The organism is Synechococcus sp. KORDI-49, assembly GCF_000737575.1.
GTDB lineage: Bacteria > Cyanobacteriota > Cyanobacteriia > PCC-6307 > Cyanobiaceae > Parasynechococcus.
The window spans coordinates 53,528-72,877 of the sequence record NZ_CP006270.1 but is presented as its reverse complement, the minus strand read 5'-3'; the positions used below and the strand labels follow the sequence as shown (position 1 = coordinate 72,877).

At 62.4% G+C, this 19,350-nt stretch carries 28 protein-coding genes and 1 tRNA gene; 15 read left to right on the top strand and 14 right to left on the bottom strand.

The window, feature by feature from the left end:
• Positions 1-40 precede the first annotated feature (40 nt).
• Genes KR49_RS00335 through KR49_RS00320 form a run of 4 tightly spaced genes read left to right on the top strand, consistent with a single transcriptional unit; the run spans position 41 to position 1,536 of the window.
• Complete coding sequence (locus tag KR49_RS00335; protein WP_043690539.1) at positions 41-403, top strand: YkvA family protein; 363 nt, start codon at positions 41-43, stop codon at positions 401-403.
• Positions 404-414: 11 nt separating this feature from the next.
• Complete coding sequence (locus KR49_RS00330; protein ID WP_043690535.1) at positions 415-729, top strand: hypothetical protein; 315 nt, start codon at positions 415-417, stop codon at positions 727-729.
• Positions 730-733: 4 nt separating this feature from the next.
• On the top strand, positions 734-1,006 hold the full coding sequence (locus KR49_RS00325; RefSeq protein ID WP_043690532.1) for a hypothetical protein: 273 nt from the start codon (positions 734-736) through the stop codon (positions 1,004-1,006).
• A gap of 8 nt (positions 1,007-1,014) precedes the next feature.
• Positions 1,015-1,536, top strand: a complete 522-nt coding sequence (locus tag KR49_RS00320; RefSeq protein WP_043690531.1) for a phosphate-starvation-inducible PsiE family protein — start codon at positions 1,015-1,017, stop codon at positions 1,534-1,536.
• Here KR49_RS00320 and KR49_RS00315 read toward each other — a convergent pair.
• A complete protein-coding gene (locus tag KR49_RS00315; RefSeq protein ID WP_043690527.1) occupies positions 1,430-1,954 on the bottom strand; it encodes a Nif11 domain/cupin domain-containing protein in 525 nt (174 codons plus the stop codon). The two genes, KR49_RS00320 and KR49_RS00315, sit on opposite strands and share 107 nt — an antisense overlap.
• A gap of 93 nt (positions 1,955-2,047) precedes the next feature.
• Between KR49_RS00315 and KR49_RS00310 the strand changes: the two genes are divergently transcribed.
• Together KR49_RS00310 and KR49_RS00305 are read left to right on the top strand one after the other, a co-directional pair.
• Complete coding sequence (locus KR49_RS00310; RefSeq protein WP_043690524.1) at positions 2,048-2,281, top strand: DUF3136 domain-containing protein; 234 nt, start codon at positions 2,048-2,050, stop codon at positions 2,279-2,281.
• Between the two features lie 23 nt (positions 2,282-2,304).
• Entirely contained in the window at positions 2,305-2,685 is a 381-nt protein-coding gene (locus KR49_RS00305) for a c-type cytochrome (protein WP_253912778.1), read from the top strand.
• Here KR49_RS00305 and KR49_RS00300 read toward each other — a convergent pair.
• Complete coding sequence (locus KR49_RS00300) at positions 2,661-2,930, bottom strand: YciI family protein (protein WP_043690521.1); 270 nt, start codon at positions 2,928-2,930, stop codon at positions 2,661-2,663. The genes KR49_RS00305 and KR49_RS00300 overlap by 25 nt on opposite strands.
• Before the next feature lie 96 nt (positions 2,931-3,026).
• Here KR49_RS00300 and KR49_RS00295 point away from each other — a divergent pair, with 96 nt between their 5' ends.
• Positions 3,027-3,398, top strand: coding sequence for an AbrB family transcriptional regulator (locus KR49_RS00295; RefSeq protein ID WP_043690519.1), 372 nt, complete (start codon positions 3,027-3,029; stop codon positions 3,396-3,398).
• Between the two features lie 103 nt (positions 3,399-3,501).
• Here the strand turns inward: KR49_RS00295 and trpA are convergent, their stop codons facing one another.
• Genes trpA through KR49_RS00280 form a run of 3 tightly spaced genes read right to left on the bottom strand, consistent with a single transcriptional unit; the run spans position 3,502 to position 4,947 of the window.
• Positions 3,502-4,317, bottom strand: coding sequence for a tryptophan synthase subunit alpha (gene trpA / locus KR49_RS00290; RefSeq protein ID WP_043690517.1), 816 nt, complete (start codon positions 4,315-4,317; stop codon positions 3,502-3,504).
• Between the two features lie 29 nt (positions 4,318-4,346).
• On the bottom strand, positions 4,347-4,688 hold the full coding sequence (locus KR49_RS00285) for a DUF3007 family protein (RefSeq protein ID WP_043690515.1): 342 nt from the start codon (positions 4,686-4,688) through the stop codon (positions 4,347-4,349).
• 1 nt (position 4,689) lies between these two features.
• Positions 4,690-4,947, bottom strand: a complete 258-nt coding sequence (locus KR49_RS00280; RefSeq protein ID WP_173402100.1) for an NAD(P)H-quinone oxidoreductase subunit L — start codon at positions 4,945-4,947, stop codon at positions 4,690-4,692.
• A gap of 34 nt (positions 4,948-4,981) precedes the next feature.
• Here KR49_RS00280 and KR49_RS00275 point away from each other — a divergent pair.
• Positions 4,982-5,067: transfer RNA gene (locus tag KR49_RS00275), tRNA-Leu, on the top strand.
• A 65-nt stretch (positions 5,068-5,132) separates the two neighbouring features.
• Here KR49_RS00275 and KR49_RS00270 read toward each other — a convergent pair.
• From KR49_RS00270 to KR49_RS00260, 3 genes are read right to left on the bottom strand one after another with little or no spacing between them, the layout of a single operon-like run.
• On the bottom strand, positions 5,133-5,438 hold the full coding sequence (locus KR49_RS00270) for a thioredoxin family protein (RefSeq protein ID WP_043690513.1): 306 nt from the start codon (positions 5,436-5,438) through the stop codon (positions 5,133-5,135).
• A 25-nt stretch (positions 5,439-5,463) separates the two neighbouring features.
• On the bottom strand, positions 5,464-6,525 hold the full coding sequence (gene pyrC, locus KR49_RS00265) for a dihydroorotase (RefSeq protein WP_043690511.1): 1,062 nt from the start codon (positions 6,523-6,525) through the stop codon (positions 5,464-5,466).
• Positions 6,518-8,188 (bottom strand): SulP family inorganic anion transporter, encoded by a 1,671-nt coding sequence (locus tag KR49_RS00260; protein ID WP_043690509.1) that lies wholly within the window; start codon positions 8,186-8,188, stop codon positions 6,518-6,520. The genes pyrC and KR49_RS00260 overlap by 8 nt, the downstream gene beginning before the upstream one ends.
• Before the next feature lie 78 nt (positions 8,189-8,266).
• Here KR49_RS00260 and KR49_RS00255 point away from each other — a divergent pair, with 78 nt between their 5' ends.
• The 7 genes from KR49_RS00255 to KR49_RS00225 all read left to right on the top strand — a co-directional run bounded on the left by KR49_RS00255 (position 8,267) and on the right by KR49_RS00225 (position 15,327).
• Positions 8,267-9,376: a calcium/sodium antiporter gene (locus tag KR49_RS00255; RefSeq protein WP_043690505.1), complete on the top strand. Its 1,110-nt coding sequence runs from the start codon at positions 8,267-8,269 to the stop codon at positions 9,374-9,376.
• A 93-nt stretch (positions 9,377-9,469) separates the two neighbouring features.
• On the top strand, positions 9,470-9,970 hold the full coding sequence (locus KR49_RS00250; RefSeq protein WP_043690501.1) for a DUF2231 domain-containing protein: 501 nt from the start codon (positions 9,470-9,472) through the stop codon (positions 9,968-9,970).
• Positions 9,967-10,587, top strand: a complete 621-nt coding sequence (locus KR49_RS00245; RefSeq protein ID WP_043690498.1) for a DUF2231 domain-containing protein — start codon at positions 9,967-9,969, stop codon at positions 10,585-10,587. Before KR49_RS00250 ends, KR49_RS00245 begins: the two co-directional genes overlap by 4 nt.
• On the top strand, positions 10,584-11,519 hold the full coding sequence (locus KR49_RS00240; protein WP_043690495.1) for a cytochrome c oxidase subunit II: 936 nt from the start codon (positions 10,584-10,586) through the stop codon (positions 11,517-11,519). Before KR49_RS00245 ends, KR49_RS00240 begins: the two co-directional genes overlap by 4 nt.
• 8 nt (positions 11,520-11,527) lie before the next feature.
• On the top strand, positions 11,528-13,216 hold the full coding sequence (locus KR49_RS00235; protein ID WP_043690492.1) for a cbb3-type cytochrome c oxidase subunit I: 1,689 nt from the start codon (positions 11,528-11,530) through the stop codon (positions 13,214-13,216).
• A gap of 4 nt (positions 13,217-13,220) precedes the next feature.
• On the top strand, positions 13,221-13,817 hold the full coding sequence (locus KR49_RS00230; protein WP_043690489.1) for a heme-copper oxidase subunit III: 597 nt from the start codon (positions 13,221-13,223) through the stop codon (positions 13,815-13,817).
• 4 nt (positions 13,818-13,821) lie between these two features.
• Positions 13,822-15,327, top strand: coding sequence for a GMC oxidoreductase (locus KR49_RS00225; protein WP_043690485.1), 1,506 nt, complete (start codon positions 13,822-13,824; stop codon positions 15,325-15,327).
• Positions 15,328-15,337: 10 nt separating this feature from the next.
• Here KR49_RS00225 and KR49_RS00220 read toward each other — a convergent pair whose 3' ends face one another.
• The 6 genes from KR49_RS00220 to gorA all read right to left on the bottom strand — a co-directional run bounded on the left by KR49_RS00220 (position 15,338) and on the right by gorA (position 19,194).
• Positions 15,338-15,817 (bottom strand): hypothetical protein, encoded by a 480-nt coding sequence (locus KR49_RS00220; protein ID WP_043690482.1) that lies wholly within the window; start codon positions 15,815-15,817, stop codon positions 15,338-15,340.
• Between the two features lie 71 nt (positions 15,818-15,888).
• On the bottom strand, positions 15,889-16,554 hold the full coding sequence (locus KR49_RS00215; protein WP_156957049.1) for a hypothetical protein: 666 nt from the start codon (positions 16,552-16,554) through the stop codon (positions 15,889-15,891).
• Positions 16,520-16,876 carry a hypothetical protein gene (locus KR49_RS00210; RefSeq protein ID WP_043690477.1) on the bottom strand — a complete coding sequence of 119 codons (357 nt, stop codon included), beginning with the start codon at positions 16,874-16,876 and terminating at the stop codon, positions 16,520-16,522. The genes KR49_RS00215 and KR49_RS00210 overlap by 35 nt, the downstream gene beginning before the upstream one ends.
• On the bottom strand, positions 16,873-17,229 hold the full coding sequence (locus KR49_RS00205) for a hypothetical protein (protein ID WP_043690475.1): 357 nt from the start codon (positions 17,227-17,229) through the stop codon (positions 16,873-16,875). Before KR49_RS00205 ends, KR49_RS00210 begins: the two co-directional genes overlap by 4 nt.
• Positions 17,230-17,742, bottom strand: coding sequence for a MotA/TolQ/ExbB proton channel family protein (locus KR49_RS00200; protein WP_253912777.1), 513 nt, complete (start codon positions 17,740-17,742; stop codon positions 17,230-17,232).
• A gap of 75 nt (positions 17,743-17,817) precedes the next feature.
• A complete protein-coding gene (gene gorA / locus KR49_RS00195) occupies positions 17,818-19,194 on the bottom strand; it encodes a glutathione-disulfide reductase (protein ID WP_043696328.1) in 1,377 nt (458 codons plus the stop codon).
• Positions 19,195-19,350 lie beyond the last annotated feature (156 nt).

Genomic DNA, 19,350 nt, shown 5'->3' with positions numbered 1-19,350 from the left:
GCGCGGCGCGCAACAGTGCAAGTGACGTGAAGGAGGGTTCGTGGACAAGGCGGCGGACGTGACGGTGGAAGCGGATGTTGTGGACAGCGAGGTGATCGATGAAGGCCTGCTGCGCTCTCTGCTGCGACGAACAGGTCGCACCGTCGCGACACCGGCCCTGGAAGCTCTTGAACTTCTCCTGGATGACGCCACCCCCTCACCGGTGCGTTTCACGATGCTGGCGGCCCTCAGTTATCTCCTGATGCCGGCGGATCTGATTCCCGACCTGCTGCCGGTGGCCGGATTCAGTGACGATCTCGTCGCCCTGACCGCGATGGTGGGAATCTGGCGGAATCACATCACACCGGACATCAGCCGTCGAGCTCAGCGCAGACTGGATCGCTGGTTCCCCCTCACGCGCTGATCCGCTTCCCGATGTCTGCCTGGACACCTTCCTTCGAAACAGAGCTGACCCACCTGCTCAAGGACTGGCTCAAGCAGCAGGGCAGAACCCAGGCCGATCTGCGCCGCAGTCTTCGCGCTCTGTCGACCCGCATGCCGTCCATCCTGGAGGTGCTCGAGCGGGAACATCGACTGAACGGGCTGGCCGGTCTGGCGACCCGTCTCTGCCGGGTGGAAGCCGAATGGCACGGTGAGGTGAGCGCCGATGCTGACCCGGAAACGCAGACGGATCCATTCGGACAGCTGGATCTGCTTCTGCAGGAAATCCGACAGGACTGCCCCAGCTGACGCCATGGGCGGCAGAGTGGTGGCTCTGAACCATGGAGTGATGACTCTGCTGAAACGGATGGCCGGCATCGGTCTCCTGCTGATGCTTCCGATGAGTGCCCATGCCCAGAGCGAAGGCTGGGTGCTGAGCCCAGGCAGCAAGGCTGGCAAGCAGAGCACCGTGGTGCCCAAGAACTGTGTCACCGGCGCGGACGGCTCGATCACCTGTGACACGGAGATCGTCAACCCAGCCAGCAACACGCCGGCCCGTCCGTATTACAACCCCTTCAACGACTGAGCAGCCCTGTGAAACCCTCCCTTCCCAAGGGACTGACCTTTCTGGCACTGGTCGACGCCGGCGAGCGCCGGGTCGCCAGAATTCTCGCGGTGATCACAACCGTCGTCATTCTGGCGGCCATCGTCCAGCTGATTCTCTCGCTCGGCGCCAAGCTGCTGATGGGAGCCCAGGCCACCTGGCTGGGCAACGACCTGATCAAGGTGCTCGGTGACCTGCTCACCGTGCTGATCGCCCTGGAGGTTCTGCAGAACATCACCAGCTACCTGCGTCGGCACGTGGTTCAGATTGAACTGGTGCTGGTCACTGCGCTGACAGCCGTGGCCCGCAAGGTGATCGTGCTTCCTTCCGGGGCCGAGAACAAACCGCAGCTGCTGGTCGGTCTCGGGATCGCCGTGGTGTCGTTGTCGGCGGCCTACTGGCTGATCAAGCGCGCCAATGCAACTCCAGCCGGAGCGTTCCGGGCGGTGGATCCGTCCGCTGAAGACGGTATCGGCGATGGGATGGAATCATCAGATGATCTCCGGCGCTGAGATCAGCCACATCCTCCGGATCCCTCAGCTGCAAACGGGCGCTACCCCGCAACAGAAGCATCCAGAGGCTTTCGGTTGAATCGATCCACTCACCGTCAGAAGCACAGCTGGCGTTTGACCTGATCAGCATCAGCCGCCAGGCAGCCCCTTCAGCCAGCGTGTCCGCATGGTCATGGCCGGGAGCCGGCAGAGGCCCGCGGAAGATGTTGTCCGCACAGAGAATGTCGCCGGCCGTGGAGGGTTCTCCCCAGCGCCGTCCGATCTCGAATCCCCAGGAGCGGGCCAAGGCCACCACCTGGTTGTGATCAGAGCACCCGGCCAGGGACTGACGACGCTCCTGATCCGTTTCCAGACAACTCACTAGCTTCTGAAGCTGGGCGACTTTGTCAAGGAAAAGGAGCAGATCCTGTTCGGCCATGACCAGGGACCTTCCCCGCTGCATCAGTGATCCTGGCAACAGACGGAAGGACAGGCTGAGTCCGAAAGTCAGGACCTGCTGATCTTCCTGCTCATGCCGACAGCCACCAAGGTGCTCACCATCGGAGATCTGGAAGCAGGATTCTCCACCTACTGCCAGGCCCTGAGACGGCTTGTCGCCGACGGACGCGAACTGGACTCCATCCGTCGCACCATCTGCTGGGACTATCTGCAGCGGCTGCACACATCTCTGCCTCAGAGCTACCGCTCTCCCGAAGAGCTGGTTCAGCGCTACAGACGCTCTCAGATCAGCCCTGCTGCAAACTGAACGATCGAACAGCTGATCGACGGTTGAACATTCAACCCAGGATTCATCCCATCGCCCGAAGCCTGAGAAGGACCCTTACCTGTCTGCTGGTAGCGATCCTGGTCATCAGCCTCAGCCCCAACAGCGCCCTTGCCGCAGACATCAGCGGCAGGGGCGCTGTTCTGTTTGAGCAGCACTGCGCCGCCTGCCACATCCATGGAGGCAACATCATCCGGCGAGGCAAAACTCTGCGGATGAACGCTCTGGAGAAACGCGGCATCGCCTCACCGGAAGCGATCGCTGCGATTGCACGCGAGGGGATCGGGCAGATGAGTGGATATGAGCAGGTGCTCGGAACAGGCGGAGATGTTGCTGTGGCGGACTGGATCTGGGAACAGGCTCAGAACGCCTGGATCCAGGGATAGACCTCGACAGACGTCCAGATTCCCTGCGTCCAATAGATGTCCTGCTTCACGAGCTCTTGCACGGTGGCAAGGTTCTCTGCCTCGAAGATTCCGAACACATGGGTGCTGCCTTCTGTGGGTCCGAGGGTGATCAGAGTGCCTTGCTGCTTGAGAGACTGCAGTCTCGAGAGATGCTCTTCCCGGAATGGAGTGCGCTTTTCGAGAGCATCAGAGCAGTAAGTACCCCACAGAACAAAACGCGCCATGACGAAATAAGGATCGGAAAGAACTTTCCCTCGAAAAGGATGGCACGGCGGCGTCACCAAACGCTATGTTGAGAATGTTGATACCTACAGAAACCAATGCTCACCGGAAGCGACCTTCTCAACAAAGTCAAGGAGCTGGGTGATGTCAGCAAGTCAGATCTGGTTCGCGCCTGTGGCTATGTCACCAACAAAAAGGATGGTGGCGACCGTCTGAACTTCACAGCCTTCTACGAAGCACTTCTCGAAGCAAAGGGAGTCAGCCTTGGAACCACCGGCATCGGTGGTATCGGCAAAGGTGGCCGCAAACTGAGCTACGTCGCCACAGTTCAGGGCAACGGCAACCTGCTGATCGGCAAGGCCTACACCGCTCTGCTCGAACTCAAGCCCGGCGACGAATTTGAAATCAAGCTTGGTCGCAAGCAGATCCGCCTCGTCCCCGTCGGTGGCGGTGACGAAGAGGAAGAGTGATCCAAAGCTCCTCAGGGGAAACGGCCAGACCCCAACTGCCCCGGTGAAAACCGGGGCTTTTTCTTTTCTCCGAGAGAAGCGAAGGAAGGTGGTGGGTGCTCGATCAATCGGCTGCCTGCCTCAACTCCCGGCAGAATTCTCCGGCCTGCTGAGCCACCTCGGCCTCAGCTGCAGCTGCCATACGCTTCACAAGTGCACTGCCGACGATGGCACCATCGGCACCCCAACTACGCACCTGTCGAACCTGTTCAGCCCCTGAGATCCCGAATCCCACAGCGACAGGAACAGGGGAGGATTCCTTCAGCTTCTTGACGAGCCCCTCGACTCTGGTTTCCATCCGGCTGCGCTCGCCGGTGACACCTGTGACACTGACGAGGTAAGTGAAACCGCGACTGCGCTGAGCGATGCGCATCATGCGCTCCTCCGGCGTCGTCGGTGCCACGAGCAGCACAAGATCCAGACCGAAACCGGCTGCCACCGGTGACAGCTTCTCGGCCTCCTCGAGAGGAAGATCCGGAACCACAAGACCCGCAGCTCCTGCCTGCGCTGCCTGCTCACAGAAGCGCTCCATGCCCATGTTCAGGAGTGGATTGCTGTAGGTGAACAGAATCACAGGGATGGTGAGTTCCCCCTTCAGGGAGCTCAACATTTCAAGAACACCGGCCGGTGATGTGCCACCGGAGAGTGCACGGGCTGCAGCCGCCTGAATCACCGGGCCATCGGCAAGTGGATCGCTGTAGGGGATGCCCAGTTCAACGATGTCGGCCCCCTCCCTCTGCAGCTGCATGAGCACCGAGCTGGTGGTCGCCAGATCAGGATCACCTGCCATCAGAAAAGGCATCACAGCCATGCGTCCCTCGCTCTGAAGCTGCGCGAAACGCTGAGCGATGCGGGATGTCTGCTGGCTGAGACTCTCCATCTGGACGACCGGGATGAAACCCAACGAGCCTATGAGTCGGCCGTCGACTTGTCCTCATCGGCCCCGATCCGGCGGAGCAGCTCCTGCTGTTCCGCCTCAGGCAGCGCATCAAAACGGGCTTCCAGATCCTGGGTCGTCTGCTCGTCGTACACGGCCCGATAACGACGACGCTGCTCCATGAATGTCATGTTTCCTGTCACCACTCGGAACAGATAGGAGCCTGTCCAGATGATCACGATCATCACGAGCAGAGCCTGAGCCGCGATGCCTGCGGAAAAACCTTCCAACCCCGCGGCGCGGAATCCCAGTAATCCCACCCCACCGAGAGCCAGCACGGCCAGACCGATCAGCAGAACCCTGCCTCTGGTCACCTCAGGCCTCTCCCTGTCCGCTCATGCGCAGATTCAGGAATGGAGCAAAGACGATCATTCCCGGGAAGAAGAGAAACACCATCCCGTAGACGACCAATCGTTCGATCTTTCCCATCTGGTGCCAGCGCTTGTTCATCCAGAGGAACAGAGCAAGCGGCACCACCAGAAGGTAGAGCCCTGCCAGAGCTCCGTAGGCTCCGATCACGAGCAGCGTGTCCTGAGAGAGGCTGCCAGGCAGCGACAGGAGGTCCAAGGCCATCCATTCGTTCACCGAAATCTAGGATGTCCTGCATGGGGGCATGGCGGAATCGGTAGACGCACGCGACTTAAAATCGCTTGGGCCGCAAGGCCTGTGGGGGTTCAAGTCCCCCTGCCCCCACTCGGTGACAGTTCAGAACTGGGATCTCCGGGGAACCAACCGTCGGAACGGTCCATTCGCCGCCGCTAGGCGCTGGGCAGCAGAGCCGTCAGCTTCTCGCGGAACTCACCCTTCTGCATGCCGCCTTTGATTTCACCGTGGATGGTGAACGCACCCTCCGGATCGGAAACCAGCAAATAGGTCGGCCAGCCCATGCCCTCCTTGTTGGGGTACTGAGCCAGCAGAACCTTGCGATATTTCCGGTAGGTCTCGGTGTCCTGGAGCATCACCGTGACGAAGCTGCAGCCGAGCTCCTCGCTCACCTTGGCGTCGTAATGACTCATCCGATGACAGGTTCCGCAGTCCTCGGAGCTGAACTTGAGCAGATGCATGACGTCACTCCCGCATGAACCGACGCTAGCGAGACCCTTCTCCCTGTCCTGCCGATTCAGGTCCGGTCATCAGACGCCACGACAGCACGTCCCCCGCATGGAACGGCACGAGCCCTTCCACAGCGGCTGGTACCAGCTGATCGCGTCGGACCAGCGTCACCCGCTCCTGATTGACCGGCAGTCCGTAGAAGGCAGGCCCATGCAGGCTGGCGAACCCCTCCAGACGGTCCATCGCCTGCTCCTGATCAAACACCTCGGCGTAGCTCTCCAGTGCGTGGGGAGCGTTGAAGATGCCGGCGCATCCGCAGGCGGTCTCCTTTCCGGAGCGTGGGTGCGGAGCTGAATCCGTGCCCAGGAAGAAGCGGGGATCACCGCTCACAGCCGCCTGTCGAAGCGCCAGACGATGGCGTTCACGTTTGGCGACGGGAAGACAGAAGAAATCGCTGCGCAGGCCACCGGCGAACATCGCGTTGCGGTTGATGTGCAGGTGGTGAGGGGTGATCGTGGCGGCGAGGTGACGGTCGGCTGATCCAACGAAATCAACGGCCTGCTCGGTCGTGATGTGCTCCAGCACAATGCGCAGCTCGGGATAACGCTGCCGCAGCCCCTTCAGATGGCGTTCGATGAACACCGCCTCACGATCGAAGACATCCACATCGGGATCGGTGACTTCCCCGTGAATCAGCAGGGGCATGCCGATGCGCTGCATGCAGCTCAGCACAGCTGCGATGCGGTCCAGATCGGTCACCCCGGCGGCGGAATTGGTGGTCGCATTGGCGGGGTAGAGCTTCGCGGCGGTGAACACCCCGGATCGGAACCCCTGCTCCAGCTCAGCAGGGTCGAAATCATCGGTGAGGTAGGCCGTCATCAGGGGCCTGAATCCAGTGCTGTCGGAACAGGCCGCCAGAATTCTGTCGCGGTAGGCAGCAGCAGCCGCCACGGTCGTCACCGGCGGCCGCAGATTCGGCATCACGATGGCGCGCCGGAAGGCCCTGGCCGTGTGGCCCACCACCCGTTCGAGCATCTCGCCATCCCGAAGATGGACATGCCAGTCATCGGGTGCGGCGAGTGTGATCCGATCAGGCATTGGGCGTCAGTTCCGCCACGGCGAGCTGGAGGGCCTGCAGACGGTCACTGGTGATGTGGCGCTCCGGCAGACGTTCGAGAAGCTTCAGCTTGCGGAGGCGGTTCGCTGTACTGCCGGTCGCTCCCACCATGAACACCTGACGCCCCACTTCCATGGCCTCCTTCACCGCATTCTCCAGCGCGATCGCGGCCGTGACACCGAGATGGGAGACCTCCGAAAGATCAAACACAACAGCCTGACAATTACCGATGGCGTTGTGTTCCCTCGAGATGGCCTTCGCGACACCGAAGATCATCGGACCGGCCAACTGGAACAGAAGCACCTTGCCAGCGGCCTGATCCAGCAGGGACTGCTCCTCCTCGCTGAGCTCGACGTCGTCGTCCGTTGTGCTGATCGTCTTCACCTTCTTGGACTGCAGCGCACTCATCCGATCAATGGTGAGCACATTGGCCACGAACACCCCGATGCCGACCGCTGTGATCAGATCCACCAGAACGGTGAGCACAATCACGCCGTAGGTGATCACAGCCGCCTTGGGGGAAAGGTGATGCGCCCGCTTCAGAAATTCCCAGTCAATGATGTCGATGCCGACCTTCAGAGCGATGCCGGCCAGCACCGCCAGAGGGATCATCGAGGCCAGGGGGGCTGCCAGCAGCACCACGAGCATCAGCACAACGGCTCGGATCACACCGGAGAGTGCCGTGCGGCCACCGGCCTGAATATTGACCACGGTGCCCATCGTGGCTCCCGCACCCGGCAGAGCACCGAACAGACCGGACGCGACGTTGGCCAGGCCCTGGCCGATCAGTTCCTTGTTGGAATCGTGTTCGGTGCGGGTGAGGCTGTCGGCCACCACCGACGTGAGCAGAGCATCGATGCAGCCGAGCATCCCCAGCACGGCGGCGTTCACCACCATCATCCGGATCTGACCACCGGAGAAGTCCGGCATGCTGAGTGAGGGGAACTCGGCGGAGAAGGACGGAATCGTCCGCAGACCTGCCCCGCTGAACACGGAAACCGCCAGCAAGGTGCCGACCACCAGTGCCAGCAGCTGTGGCGGGCAGACCTTCTTCAGAGCCGATGGTGTGAACCAGAGGATGGCCAGGGTGATCACGGCCAGCGAAAGCTCCATCGGCTGCGTTCCCTGGATCAGGGCAGGCAGCTGACTGAGGGTTCCCATCACGCCACCCTTCGGATCCTGGCCGAGGAAAGGCGCCAGTTGCAGCAGCACCAGAATGATGCCGATACCGGACATGAAGCCCGAGATCACTGTGTAGGGCATCATCGTGATGTATCTGCCCAGCCGGAACAGGCCGAACAGAATCTGAAAGACGCCGGCCAGCACACCGACCGTGAAGGCCATCGCCAGGGCCTTCTCAGGACTCTCCGCTGTACTGGCGAAGCTGATCACCACCGAGGTGAACACCACCGTCATCGGACCCGTGGGTTCCGAGATCAGCGTGGGGGTCCCTCCGAACAGGGACGCCACCAGGCCGATGATCACGGCGCCCCACAGACCGGCGGCAGCACCCACCTCCGGAACCCCGGACGCATTGCCGACCGCGATACCGAAGGCCAGGGCCATCGGCAGTGCGATCACAGCCGCCGTGAGACCTCCGAAAGCATCTCCACGGAGATTGTTGGTGTTGAAGCGATTCAGCACACCCTGAGCTGTGTCTAGAGAGGCCGAACCCTAAGCCGGTTCCCGGCAGAGCAGAATCCCCCCACGATTGACGGTTCTATGCCGGAATTCCTGCAGGCGTCACTGGAAGTGCTGATCGGTATCGCCCTGCTGTTCGGTGGCGGCGAACTATTCGTGCAGGGGGCCGTCGCCCTGGCGGTGATCTTCGGCATCCCACAGCTGGTGATCGGCCTGACCGTGGTGGCTCTGGGCACCAGCGCTCCCGAACTGTTCGTGAGCATCAATTCAGTGCTGCAGGGCGCTGATGCCCTGGCGGTGAGCAACGCGGTGGGCAGCAACATCTTCAATGTGATGGTGGTGCTGGGCAGCAGCGCCGTGGTGTTGCCGCTGCGCGTTGAAAGCCGACTGGTGCGTCGGGATGTTCCGCTGATGATCGCCATCTCCGCAGCGGTCTGGGGCATGGCCTCTGCAGGACGGTTGACCTGGCAGGCCGGCATCGCCCTGCTGCTGGGCCTTGTGATCAACACCATCTGGGAGATCCGCACGGCCAGGGAGGAACCGGATGCCACCGAAGGGGCGGAACCGGAGATCGATGCGGATGCGGCCAGTGGTGGCTGGCAGGTGGCGGTTCTGAAGCTGCTCGCCGGCATCGTCGTGCTGACGATTGGATCGAAGGTGCTGGTGGGCGGAGCCACCACAGCGGCCACACTGCTCGGCGTCAGTGAAGCCGTGATCGGACTCACGATTGTCTCGGCGGGCACCTCGATGCCGGAGCTGATCACCTCCCTGGTGGCGGCGTTGCGGGGGCGCACCGATCTGGCGATCGGCAACGTGGTGGGCAGCTGCCTGCTCAATCTGATGATGGTGCTGGGCGGCGGAGCCCTGATGGCCGCAGGGCGCGGCCTGGACGTGAGCCCGGAGCTGATCAGCGAAGACCTTCCGGTGATGCTGCTCACCAGCCTGGCCTGCCTGCCGATCTTCTGGACCCGAGGTCAGATCAGCCGTCTGGAAGGGGGGCTGCTGCTCGGCCTCTATGTGCTGTACATCACCGACAACGTTCTTCCCAGAACCCAGTTGTCGGAATGGTCTGATGAATACCGGCTGGCGATTCTCTGCCTGGTGATGCCGATCGTGATGATTCTGATCATCACGCAGGCGGTCATCTACTGGCGCACGACGCGCCGTAGCGCCGATCACTCCCTCAGGTGAGTCAGACAACCAGGCCAGTTGTATTTCCACATTCAGGGATGACCGTCCCGAAAACGATGTCCATGCTTTGGAAGCGTGCCTCTCGGCTTGCCGATGCTCGATCTTCTACCTGCGCTCAACGATAAAAATCTCCCCTGGCTCGACGTCATTCATCCGATCGTCGTCCACTTCGTGATCTCCATGGCACTGATCACGGTCGTCTTCGACGTGATCGGGGTGGTGACCGGAAAGAAGAACCTCTTTGAAGTGAGCTTCTGGAATCTGCTCGTCGCCACAGTAGCGATCTTCGTTGCCATCATCTTCGGACAGATCGAAGCCGGCCTCGCCAATCCCTACGGGGCCTCGCGAGACATCCTCAATGTCCACAGCACCATCGGCTGGTCCCTTGCCGGTGTGCTGGCTCTGCTCACCGGATGGCGCTACGTGGCTCGCCAGAAGGATCCCACTGTCCTGCCGAAGGGCTTTCTGGCTCTTGATCTCGTGCTGGCCGGTCTGGTGTTCGTCCAGGTGTATCTCGGCGACAAACTGGTGTGGGTCTACGGATTGCACACCGTGCCGGTGGTGGAAGCGATCCGCCAGGGAGTGGTGTCATGACCCTGCTCGCCGCCATCCCATCGCCGATCAACGAAATCGCCGACTCTCTCGGTGCCAATGATCTTCCCTACGCGATTCCACTGCACCCGAATCTGGTTCATCTGACCATCGGGCTGTTTGCGATCGGAATCGCCTTCGACTTCGCCGGTGCCTTCTATCCGCTGGAGAAGCGGCTGTTCCGCTTCCTGGCCCTGCCGGTGACCCGCAGCGGTTTCCACGATGTGGGCTGGTACAACCTGGTGGCCTGCAGCGGCATCACCTTCTTCACGGTGGCCGCCGGTTTCTACGAAATGCTGCTGGCGGTGCCGCTGCCCGGCATCCGCAGCATCCTCGGCCAGACCGCCATCGACACCATGCTGTGGCATGCCATCGGGGGGGTCGCCATTCTTCTGGTGATCGTCGCCATGACCGTCTGGCGCGGCTACCAGCGCTTCGTCTGGCGCAGGGATCTGGGACGCCAGGTGACCTGGCTGTACCTGTTCTGCGGGGCCTCGATGCTGATGGTCATGGGTCTGCACGGCAGTCTCGGCGCCTGGCTGGCCAGTGATTTCGGCGTGCACATCACCGCGGATCAGCTGCTCGCCGCCGGTGCCGATCTGAAGGAGGTGCTGCCATGACCACCACTGCCCCCAAGAAAAGCCCGAACATCGGCGCCATCGTGGGCATCACGATCGCCGTGGCGATCAACCTGGTGATCGCCAAACTGATGGCGACCTGGTCGTACAGCTGGTTCCCGCCGCAGGCATCCAGTGCAGCGTCCTACGTCGACGATCTGTTCGCGCTTGAAACCGGTATCGGCTCCTTCATCTTCTTCGGCTGCACCGGAGTGATGGGCTGGGTGCTGCTGTTCAACCGGGCCGGCAAGTACGACGAAAGCGACGGTGCTCCGATCGAAGGCAACACCAAGCTGGAAATCATCTGGACGATCATTCCGCTGGTGACGGTCTTTGTGATCGCCACCTACACGATGAACGTGAACATGAAGCTTCAGACCCTCGGTCCGAAGCACAAATACGTCATCGGCACCGATCCGACCGCACTGATGGAAGCCGATCCCATGGCGGATGTGGGACCGATCGATGTGATCGCCCGCCAGTGGAGCTGGGAATTCATCTACCCCAATGGTGTGCGCAGTTCAGAACTGCATCTTCCGATTGATCAACGGGTCAATTTCCGGCTGATCTCGGAAGACGTGCTGCACAGCTTCTTCGTTCCGGCCTTCCGTCTGAAGCAGGACATCATCCCCGGAAGCATCATTTCCTACAGCCTCACGCCAACCAAAGAAGGCCGCTTCCGGCTGCGCGACGCCATGTTCAGCGGCGCGTACTTCTCGCAGAACCAGACCGACGTGATCGTCGAATCGGAGGAGGCCTTCAGCGCTTGGCTGAAAACAACAGCCCAGCAGCCTCTGCAGCCCGGACTCGATCCAGGCCGCCCGCTGTATGACCGCCGCATCGCCCGCGGTGACAAGGGCTGGGCAACGGTGCCACCCGCACCGGCTCCGATGGTGAACGACCCCGGCGATCCCTCCATCCCCCACGACGCCTGAGACGCGCCATGACGACCACCAAGTACGACCCCCGCATCCTCAAAGCGCCGCATCCGGTACCCGGTGCACCCGATAACTGGAAGCGGTTTTTCAGCTTCAACACCGATGCCAAGGTGATCGGCATCCAATACATCGCCACCTCGCTTTTCTTCCTGCTGGTGGGTGGTCTGCTGGCCATGATCGTACGGGGCGAACTGATCACGCCACCGGCTGATCTGGTTGATCCGAGTGTTTACAACGGGCTCTACACAATGCACGGAACAGTGATGCTGTTCCTGTTTCTGTTCCCGATTCTCAACGGCTTCAACAATCTGTTGATCCCCACGATGATCGGTGCGCCCGACATGGCATTTCCGAAGCTGAACGCCGCGGCCTTCTGGCTGGTGCCGGTGTTCGCCGCGGTGCTGATGGGCAGCTTCTTCGCCCCCGGCGGACCGGCGTCATCGGGCTGGTGGTCCTACCCGCCGATGAGCCTTCAGAACCCCCTCGGGCACTTCATCAACGGCGAGTTCCTGTGGATCCTGGCGGTGGCCCTCTCGGGAATCTCCTCGATCATGGGTGCCGTCAATTTCGTGACGACGATCATCCGCATGCGGGCACCCGGGATGACGTTTTTCCGCATGCCGCTGTTCGTGTGGACCGCCTGGGCTGCCCAGACCATCCAGCTGATCGGTTTGCCCGCTCTCACCGGCGGAGCGGTGATGCTGCTGTTCGACCTCAGCTTCGGCACCAGCTTCTTCCGCCCGGAAGGCGGTGGCGATCCGGTGCTGTTCCAGCACTTCTTCTGGTTCTATTCCCACCCCGCTGTTTACGTTCTGGTGCTGCCGGTGTTCGGCATCTTCTCCGAGCTGTTCCCGGTCTATGCCCGCAAGCCACTGTTCGGTTACCGCTTCGTGGCGATCGCCTCCTTCGGCATCACCTTCCTCAGCCTGATCGTGTGGGCCCACCACATGTTCTATACGGGCACGCCGAACTGGATGCGCCACATCTTCATGTTCACCACGATGCTGATCGCGGTACCCACGGGCGTGAAGGTGTTCGCCTGGTTGGGAACGTTGTGGCAGGGAAATTTAAGGCTGAACACGCCGATGCTCTTCTGCCTCGGCGGACTGTTCAACTTCATCTTCGCCGGCATCACCGGCGTGATGCTGGCCACGGTTCCGATCGACATTCACGTGGGCAACACCGCCTTCGTGGTGGCCCACTTCCACTACGTGATCTTCAACACGATCGGCTTCGGGGTGTTCGCCGGGATCTACCACTGGTTCCCCAAATTCACCGGCCGGATGTACTACGAAGGCCTCGGCAAGGTGCACTTCGTGCTCACCTTCATCGGTGCCACCTTGAACTGGCTGCCCCTGCACTGGGCCGGTCTGCTGGGCATGCCCCGCCGTGTCGCCTCCTACGACCCGGAATTCGCGATCTGGAACGTGCTGGGCAGCATCGGTGCCTTCATGCTCGGCGTCGCCTCGATTCCCTTCCTCCTCAACATCGTGAGCTCCTGGGCCCGGGGTCCGAAGGCTCCTCCCAATCCCTGGCGGGCCATCGGCCTGGAGTGGCTGCTGCCCTCCCCGCCACCAGCTGAGAACTTCGAGGACGACATCCCCACCGTGATCAGCGAGCCCTACGGCTACGGCCTGGGGCACCCCCTCGTCGAGGACGAGGAGTTCTACGTCCGCCGCTCCCTGGAGGCCTGACCCGATGACCAGCGTCAACCCCGATCTGCAGCTGAATCACACCCCCGGGCATGTGAAGCACGACGGTCACAACATGACCGGTTTCGTGATCTTCCTCTGCTCCGAGAGCGTGATCTTCCTGGCCTTCTTCGCCGGCTACGCGGTGCTCAAGCTCACGGCCCCCCAATGGCTCCCGGATGGTGTCGCGGGGTTGGAGGTGCGCATGCCACTGATCAACACCGTGGTGCTGGTGAGCTCCAGCTTTGTTGCCTACTTCGCTGAGCGCTACCTGCATCAGCGCAACCTCTGGGGCTTCCGGGCGGTGTGGCTGCTCACCATGGCCATGGGCTCGTACTTCGTCTACGGGCAGTACGTCGAATGGTCGGAGCTCACCTTCAGCCTCAGCAGCGGTGTGTTCGGCGGGATGTTTTATCTGCTCACCGGCTTTCACGGTCTGCACGTGATCACCGGCATCCTGCTGATGGGCCTGATGCTGGCGCGTTCCTTTCGTCCGGGGAATTACGACAAGGGCGAAATGGGCGTCGCTTCGGTGAGCCTGTTCTGGCACTTCGTCGATGTGATCTGGATCATCCTCTTCCTCCTCATCTACGTCTGGCAGTAATCCCATGATCATCGACGACCGCCATTACGACGTCATCGTCATCGGCAGCGGAGCCGGTGGCGGCACCCTGGCCGGTGCCCTCAGCCGCAAGGGCAAATCCGTGCTGGTGCTGGAGCGCGGCGGGGCCATGGCTCTCGAGGACCAGAACGTCGCCGACGTGGATCTGTTCCGCAAGGACCGCTACCACCCCAAGAACGAACGCTGGTTCGGGCCGGACGGCGATCCCTTCGCGCCCCAGACCACCTACGCCCGCGGCGGCAACACCAAGATCTGGGGAGCTGTGCTCGAGCGCATGCGCGAGCAGGACTTCGGCGAAGTTCCTCTTCAGGAGGGGATCTCGCCGGCCTGGCCATTCGACTACGGCGAACTGGCGTCGTACTACGAGCAGGCGGAGCAGTTGTACCGGGTGCACGGCAAGGCGGGGGTGGACCCCACCGAGCCGGGCCGCAACGGTGATTACGTGGCCATGCCCAAGCCGGTGGAGCCGTTCCTCGAACCCCTGCGTGCCGCGCTGCAACGCCAGGGATGCCAGCCGTACGACATTCCGATCAGCTGGTCCGAAGATCGGGACGACCCGAGCGGCGATTCCCAGCTGTTCGGCCTTGAAGCCGGAGATCCAGACCGGCTCACCATCCGCGACAACGCCAGGGTGCTGCGACTGCATGTGAACCCCAGCGGCAGTGAGGTGAAGGCCGTGGAGGCGGAGCTGGATGGCGACACCTGGCTGTTCCGCTCTGATGTCGTGGTGCTGGCGGCCGGGGCCGTGAACACCCCGGTGATCCTGCTGCGTTCGGCGAACTCGCACCACCCCAAAGGCATCAGCAACGGCTCCGATCAGGTGGGCCGCAATCTGATGAATCTTCAGCTCACCTCGATCCTGCAGCTGGCCACGGAACGCAACAGCGGCAGATACGGGCGCTCTCTGGGCATCAACGACTACTACTGGGGTGACAAGAACGTCAGCTTCCCGCTTGGCCACATCCAGACAGCCGGAGGCGTTCTGCAGGACGCGTTGTTTGCCGAGTCACCACCAGTGCTTTCCCTGGTGAGCAAAATGATCCCCGATTTCGGCCTTGAGCGACTGGCGTCCCGCTCCGTCGCCTGGTGGGCGATGACGGAGGTGATGCCGGATCCCCATAACAAGATCTGGCTGCACAACGACCAGATCAGGATCAATTACATCCACAACAACCGGGAAGCGCATGACCGCTTGGTCTACCGCTGGATCGACACCCTGAAGGAGGTGGAGAAGGATCCGGTGACCAAGGTGGTGTTGAAGGCACCCACCCATGCCCGCGGTGGAGCACCGATGAGCGTTGTGGGTTATGGCTGCGGTTCCTGCCGCATGGGTGAGGATCCCTCGAGCTCCGTGGTCGATGGCTTCGGCAAGTGCCATGAGCTTGACAACCTCTACCTCGCCGATGCGAGTGTCTTCCCGAGCTGTCCGAGCGTCGGACCGGGCCTCACGGTGATCGCGCTGGCCCTTCGCCTGGCGGACACCCTCGCCTAAGCGTCGGACATCAGGAATCAGGGCGACCGAGCAGGTAGGCCCGCAAGGATCCGATCGGTCCCTGCTGTGGTGCGTCCTGGAGCAGCCGACCTGCCAGCAGAGCACCACCGATGACCTCATTGGGCAGCAATCGCGACACGAGACGTGCCTCCAGCTCGCTGTTGATCTCCTCACTGGGATAGAGCATGAGCACGGCCATCACTTCACCGTCGTCCATCAGCCAGCGCACCAGGGGCGTGATCTGGTCATCACTGAGGAAACTGCGGCCATTGCGCCCGAACAGGTGCTGCACGGCATGAAACAGCTCGTGCCGCGCCACTTCCATCGGGGATCGCTGTTTCTCACGGATCCGCTCCATGCACAGGTTGATCTCCTGCCGTCCGGGGTCGTAACTGCCGACCGCCCCCTCCTGAGACCTGCACCACTCGCCCCCCTGCACGGTTCCCACCCCAAGCCACGACGCGAGGAGCAGAAGCAGGAGAGTGGGCATCAGGCATTAACGCATTCTTAACTTCACCATAAGGTCCTCTTGGCCCGGTCCCTGTCGCTGTTGCGACCGACTCAGGGTTCTCTCAGCAGGAAAACCCTGTCTCCGAAAACCTTCACCAGATAGGTGCCGGACTCCGCCTCAACGGAGAGCTCATGAAGATCCGTTGCATCCATGTCGGCAACGTCGTCGAGCGAGAGCTCCCGCAGTTCTCCGATCACCGGCTTCGGCCCCAGCAGGTCTTCCGGCCAGACCGGCACCCCCATCGCCAGTCCCCACAGCCGATCGAGAGCGACCCCGTCCAGCGCTTGCAACGGCGCGCTCGGCGCCGTTGCAACGACCGATTCCTGCCGCTGAGCCGTCTGCTCCTGGGGTGCCGGAATCGCCGTTGGTGCACTGACATCCGGCAGCACCTTGGTGGTCACCCGTTGTTGCTGGGGTGGGCAGTCCGGCTTGGGGTCAGGCAGCTCGATCTTCTGCAGCACGTCGGCAGCCGGGGGAGGAAGCGTGCCGCTCAGATCCAACCCCACAGCAGCCAGCGTCTGCTGTTGTGATGCCCGTCGGGTGATCCGCACCAGCTGGGCGGTGTTGTCGATGCTGACGCTCTGGTCCGAATCACCCACTCTGCTTTCAGCGCCGTCTCTGGAGATCCAGACGCTGTGAACAACCAGAGAGAGGCCGACGGGAAGTGCGAGCAGCAGCAGCTCAGGAGCGCGCTGTCGGAGGGAGCTGAAGTTCAACATCGAGTGATGTCTGATCAAGAAGGGAGACAAGGTCCTGCACCACACCCCAGGTGACCCCGGGTGACGCCACCAGCCGCACGCGGGCGGTGGCGTTGAAGCGTTCGGCCCGTTGAACCAGGGCGGGCATCACCGCCGCATCGATGGGGCGATTCCAGAGACGGACTGAACCGTCCCTACCCACGAAGAAGGTGATCACCCCATCCCGGGCAGACATCTGGGCCCGCCACTGGGGCAGAACGATCAATCCCGTGATCAGCAGCAGCTGGGACACGGCGACCAGGGAGAAACCGACCGACCAGCGCAGAGAGGAGGAGGTCACAGCTGGATCTCCTCCAGCTGCAGACGCACCGGACCAGCGCTGTTGCTCTGTAGCCAGGCCAGATCGTCGGCCACCAGCGAGGCCGATCTGGCACTGGACGGCAGGAAGCTGACGCCACCCGGAGGCAGGTCCGGCCCCATGAGGATCCGAGCCAGAAGATTGGAGGCCATCGGCTCGCCGTTCAGATACCAGCTGCCGCTGGAGGAGCGCACAACGAACCAGCGTTCGGCCTGGCTGTCGACCAGGGGGACGCTTGGACTCTCGATCGGTGTCTCTCTTAGAGCACTCGGGAGCAGTGCCAGGGCTGTCGTCAACGTCACGGTGACAGCGCTGAGGGCGAGGACAAGCGGCATTCAGACCTCCAGACAGGCCTCGCGCAACTGCGCCACAACGGACCGGCGCTGCATGCGATTGATGCGCTGCACCAGCAGCGCCACCATCGCCACCACCAGCCCGAGAGCCGTGCCTACCAGAATGGTCCCGTAATCCGACAGCAGGGTCTCCCCCCTGGGAAGCAGGAGATCCGGACCGAGGGCCTGGAGAAGTTTCATCAGTCCCAGCACCGTGCTGAGCAACCCCATCAGGGGACCCAGCACCATCGCCAGATCAAGGCTGGGCTCCCAGCGGCTGAATTGGCGATCCAGTCGGCGCAGTTTCTGTTCGAGCACCCTGCTGGCTTCGGCGTTGGTCAGCCCTGACAGGGAGGTCCGGAGGGCATCGAGGCAACCGGGCTGCTCCCGCCTCCAGCTCAGCCAGTAGATCAGGCGCTCGAATCCTGCTGAGAGCACAGCGATGGAGAGCAGCAGCAACGGTGCCATCAGCGCACCTCCCTGCTTCAGTGCCTCAGCGCCGAACAACCGGATCAAGCGAATGCCCAGAAATTAGGTCGAAACACTGGTTCTGCAGGTCACTGACCTGCTTGACAGAGCCGATCCGGATCATCACCCCATGGTCACGAACTCCTCCGAGACGGAGGGATGCAGCGCCATGGTGCGATCGAAATCAGCCTTGGTGGCTCCCATTCCAACGGCGATGGCCGCCATCTGGATGATCTCCGCGGCGTGCTCTCCCACCATGTGGCAGCCGAGCACACGGCCTCCCTCCCGCTGCAACACAAGCTTCAGCAGACAGCGATGACCGCTGGCGGGAAGCGCTCTGGACATCGAACGGAAGCGGGCCCGGTGCACCGTGACCGCTTCCTCGCCGAAGCGCTCGATCGCAGCCTGTTCCGACAATCCGACGCTGGCCAGTTCCGGGTCGGAGAACACCGCGGTGGCCACCAGGTCGTGATTCACCTGCCGCGGCCTGCCGCCGAAGACGCTGTCGGCATAGGCCCTGCCTTCATCGATGGCCACCGGTGTGAGGTTGATCCGATCGGTGACGTCGCCGACGGCATGGATGTGGGGCACGGACGTGGCCTGATCCGCATCCACCAGAACGCGTCCACGGTCGACCGCGACGCCGGCGATCTCGAGGCCGAGCCCCTCCAGCCGGGGACGACGGCCCGTGGCCATCAGCACGCCGCCGCAGGGGAGGTGGCGGCCATCAGACAGCTCCACCGTCAACCCGGCTGACGGGTCATCGGGCGACACGCGGTCGACGGCATGGACCGTGCGATCGAACAACACCTGGATGCCGCTGTCCTGCATCCCGGTCAGAACCGCATCGGCCAGCTCATGGTCAAAGCCCCGCAGCAGACGGGAGCCCCGCACCACCTGGGTCACCGAGACCCCGAGGCCCCGGAGGATGCAGGCGAATTCACAGGCGATGAATCCAGCACCCACCACCACGACCTGATCCGGGTAGGTCTCCTGCAGGAACATGTCGTCACTCAGCCAGGTGTGTTCCGCGCCGGGGATCGAGGGCCGGATCGGCTGACCGCCGACGGCGATCAGAATCCGGGCTGCTCCGAGCTCTCGCTCGATCGGTCCACCGGGCGTGGCGGACAGACCGATGCGATCAGGAGCCGTGAACCGGCCCCAGCCCTGCAGCAACTCCACCCCGGCCTCCGAGAGCATCTGGCGATGGCGGAGGTTGAGGCGATCAACCTCCGAACGCACGCGCTCCAGCAGTTCACTCACATCCGAGCGCACAGCCTCCACGTGCAGGCCATAGGAGGGCGCGTCCTGCAGCTGATGCCGGGCCTGCGCGCCGTAGACCAGCAGCTTTTTCGGAACACAGCCACGGATCACGCAGGTCCCCCCGACCCGATCTCCTTCCGCAATCGCCACCCGCGCCCCGTGGCGAACCGCCCGCTTGGCGGCAGCCAGACCACCGGAACCCGCTCCCAGAACGATCAGATCAAAATCGGCATCCATCCGCAACACCTCAGGGGGTCCCATTCTCTTGACGCCCGGGAAGCGGAGACGGGTGCCCGGGAACACCTGCGCTTAGGTAAAGGCAGAGTTATGGTCCGGGAAAGATGTCCTGAAGGACCCGTAAACCGCCGTTCCGCAGTTGCTTGAGCCCTCTTA

Coding starts and splice junctions, on each gene's coding strand:
- KR49_RS00230 (WP_043690489.1), top strand. CDS start 13,221: ATGACCAGCGTCAACCCCGATCTGCAGCTGAATCACACCCCCGGGCAT.
- KR49_RS00315 (WP_043690527.1), bottom strand. CDS start 1,954: ATGGCCGAACAGGATCTGCTCCTTTTCCTTGACAAAGTCGCCCAGCTT.
- gorA (WP_043696328.1), bottom strand. CDS start 19,194: ATGGATGCCGATTTTGATCTGATCGTTCTGGGAGCGGGTTCCGGTGGT.
- KR49_RS00300 (WP_043690521.1), bottom strand. CDS start 2,930: ATGGCGCGTTTTGTTCTGTGGGGTACTTACTGCTCTGATGCTCTCGAA.
- KR49_RS00280 (WP_173402100.1), bottom strand. CDS start 4,947: ATGGCCTTGGACCTCCTGTCGCTGCCTGGCAGCCTCTCTCAGGACACG.
- KR49_RS00270 (WP_043690513.1), bottom strand. CDS start 5,438: ATGCATCTGCTCAAGTTCAGCTCCGAGGACTGCGGAACCTGTCATCGG.
- KR49_RS00295 (WP_043690519.1), top strand. CDS start 3,027: ATGCTCACCGGAAGCGACCTTCTCAACAAAGTCAAGGAGCTGGGTGAT.
- KR49_RS00255 (WP_043690505.1), top strand. CDS start 8,267: ATGCCGGAATTCCTGCAGGCGTCACTGGAAGTGCTGATCGGTATCGCC.
- KR49_RS00330 (WP_043690535.1), top strand. CDS start 415: ATGTCTGCCTGGACACCTTCCTTCGAAACAGAGCTGACCCACCTGCTC.
- KR49_RS00250 (WP_043690501.1), top strand. CDS start 9,470: ATGCTCGATCTTCTACCTGCGCTCAACGATAAAAATCTCCCCTGGCTC.
- KR49_RS00245 (WP_043690498.1), top strand. CDS start 9,967: ATGACCCTGCTCGCCGCCATCCCATCGCCGATCAACGAAATCGCCGAC.
- KR49_RS00310 (WP_043690524.1), top strand. CDS start 2,048: ATGCCGACAGCCACCAAGGTGCTCACCATCGGAGATCTGGAAGCAGGA.
- KR49_RS00235 (WP_043690492.1), top strand. CDS start 11,528: ATGACGACCACCAAGTACGACCCCCGCATCCTCAAAGCGCCGCATCCG.
- KR49_RS00220 (WP_043690482.1), bottom strand. CDS start 15,817: ATGCCCACTCTCCTGCTTCTGCTCCTCGCGTCGTGGCTTGGGGTGGGA.
- pyrC (WP_043690511.1), bottom strand. CDS start 6,525: ATGCCTGATCGGATCACACTCGCCGCACCCGATGACTGGCATGTCCAT.
- KR49_RS00225 (WP_043690485.1), top strand. CDS start 13,822: ATGATCATCGACGACCGCCATTACGACGTCATCGTCATCGGCAGCGGA.
- KR49_RS00325 (WP_043690532.1), top strand. CDS start 734: ATGGGCGGCAGAGTGGTGGCTCTGAACCATGGAGTGATGACTCTGCTG.
- KR49_RS00240 (WP_043690495.1), top strand. CDS start 10,584: ATGACCACCACTGCCCCCAAGAAAAGCCCGAACATCGGCGCCATCGTG.
- trpA (WP_043690517.1), bottom strand. CDS start 4,317: ATGGAGAGTCTCAGCCAGCAGACATCCCGCATCGCTCAGCGTTTCGCG.
- KR49_RS00205 (WP_043690475.1), bottom strand. CDS start 17,229: ATGCCGCTTGTCCTCGCCCTCAGCGCTGTCACCGTGACGTTGACGACA.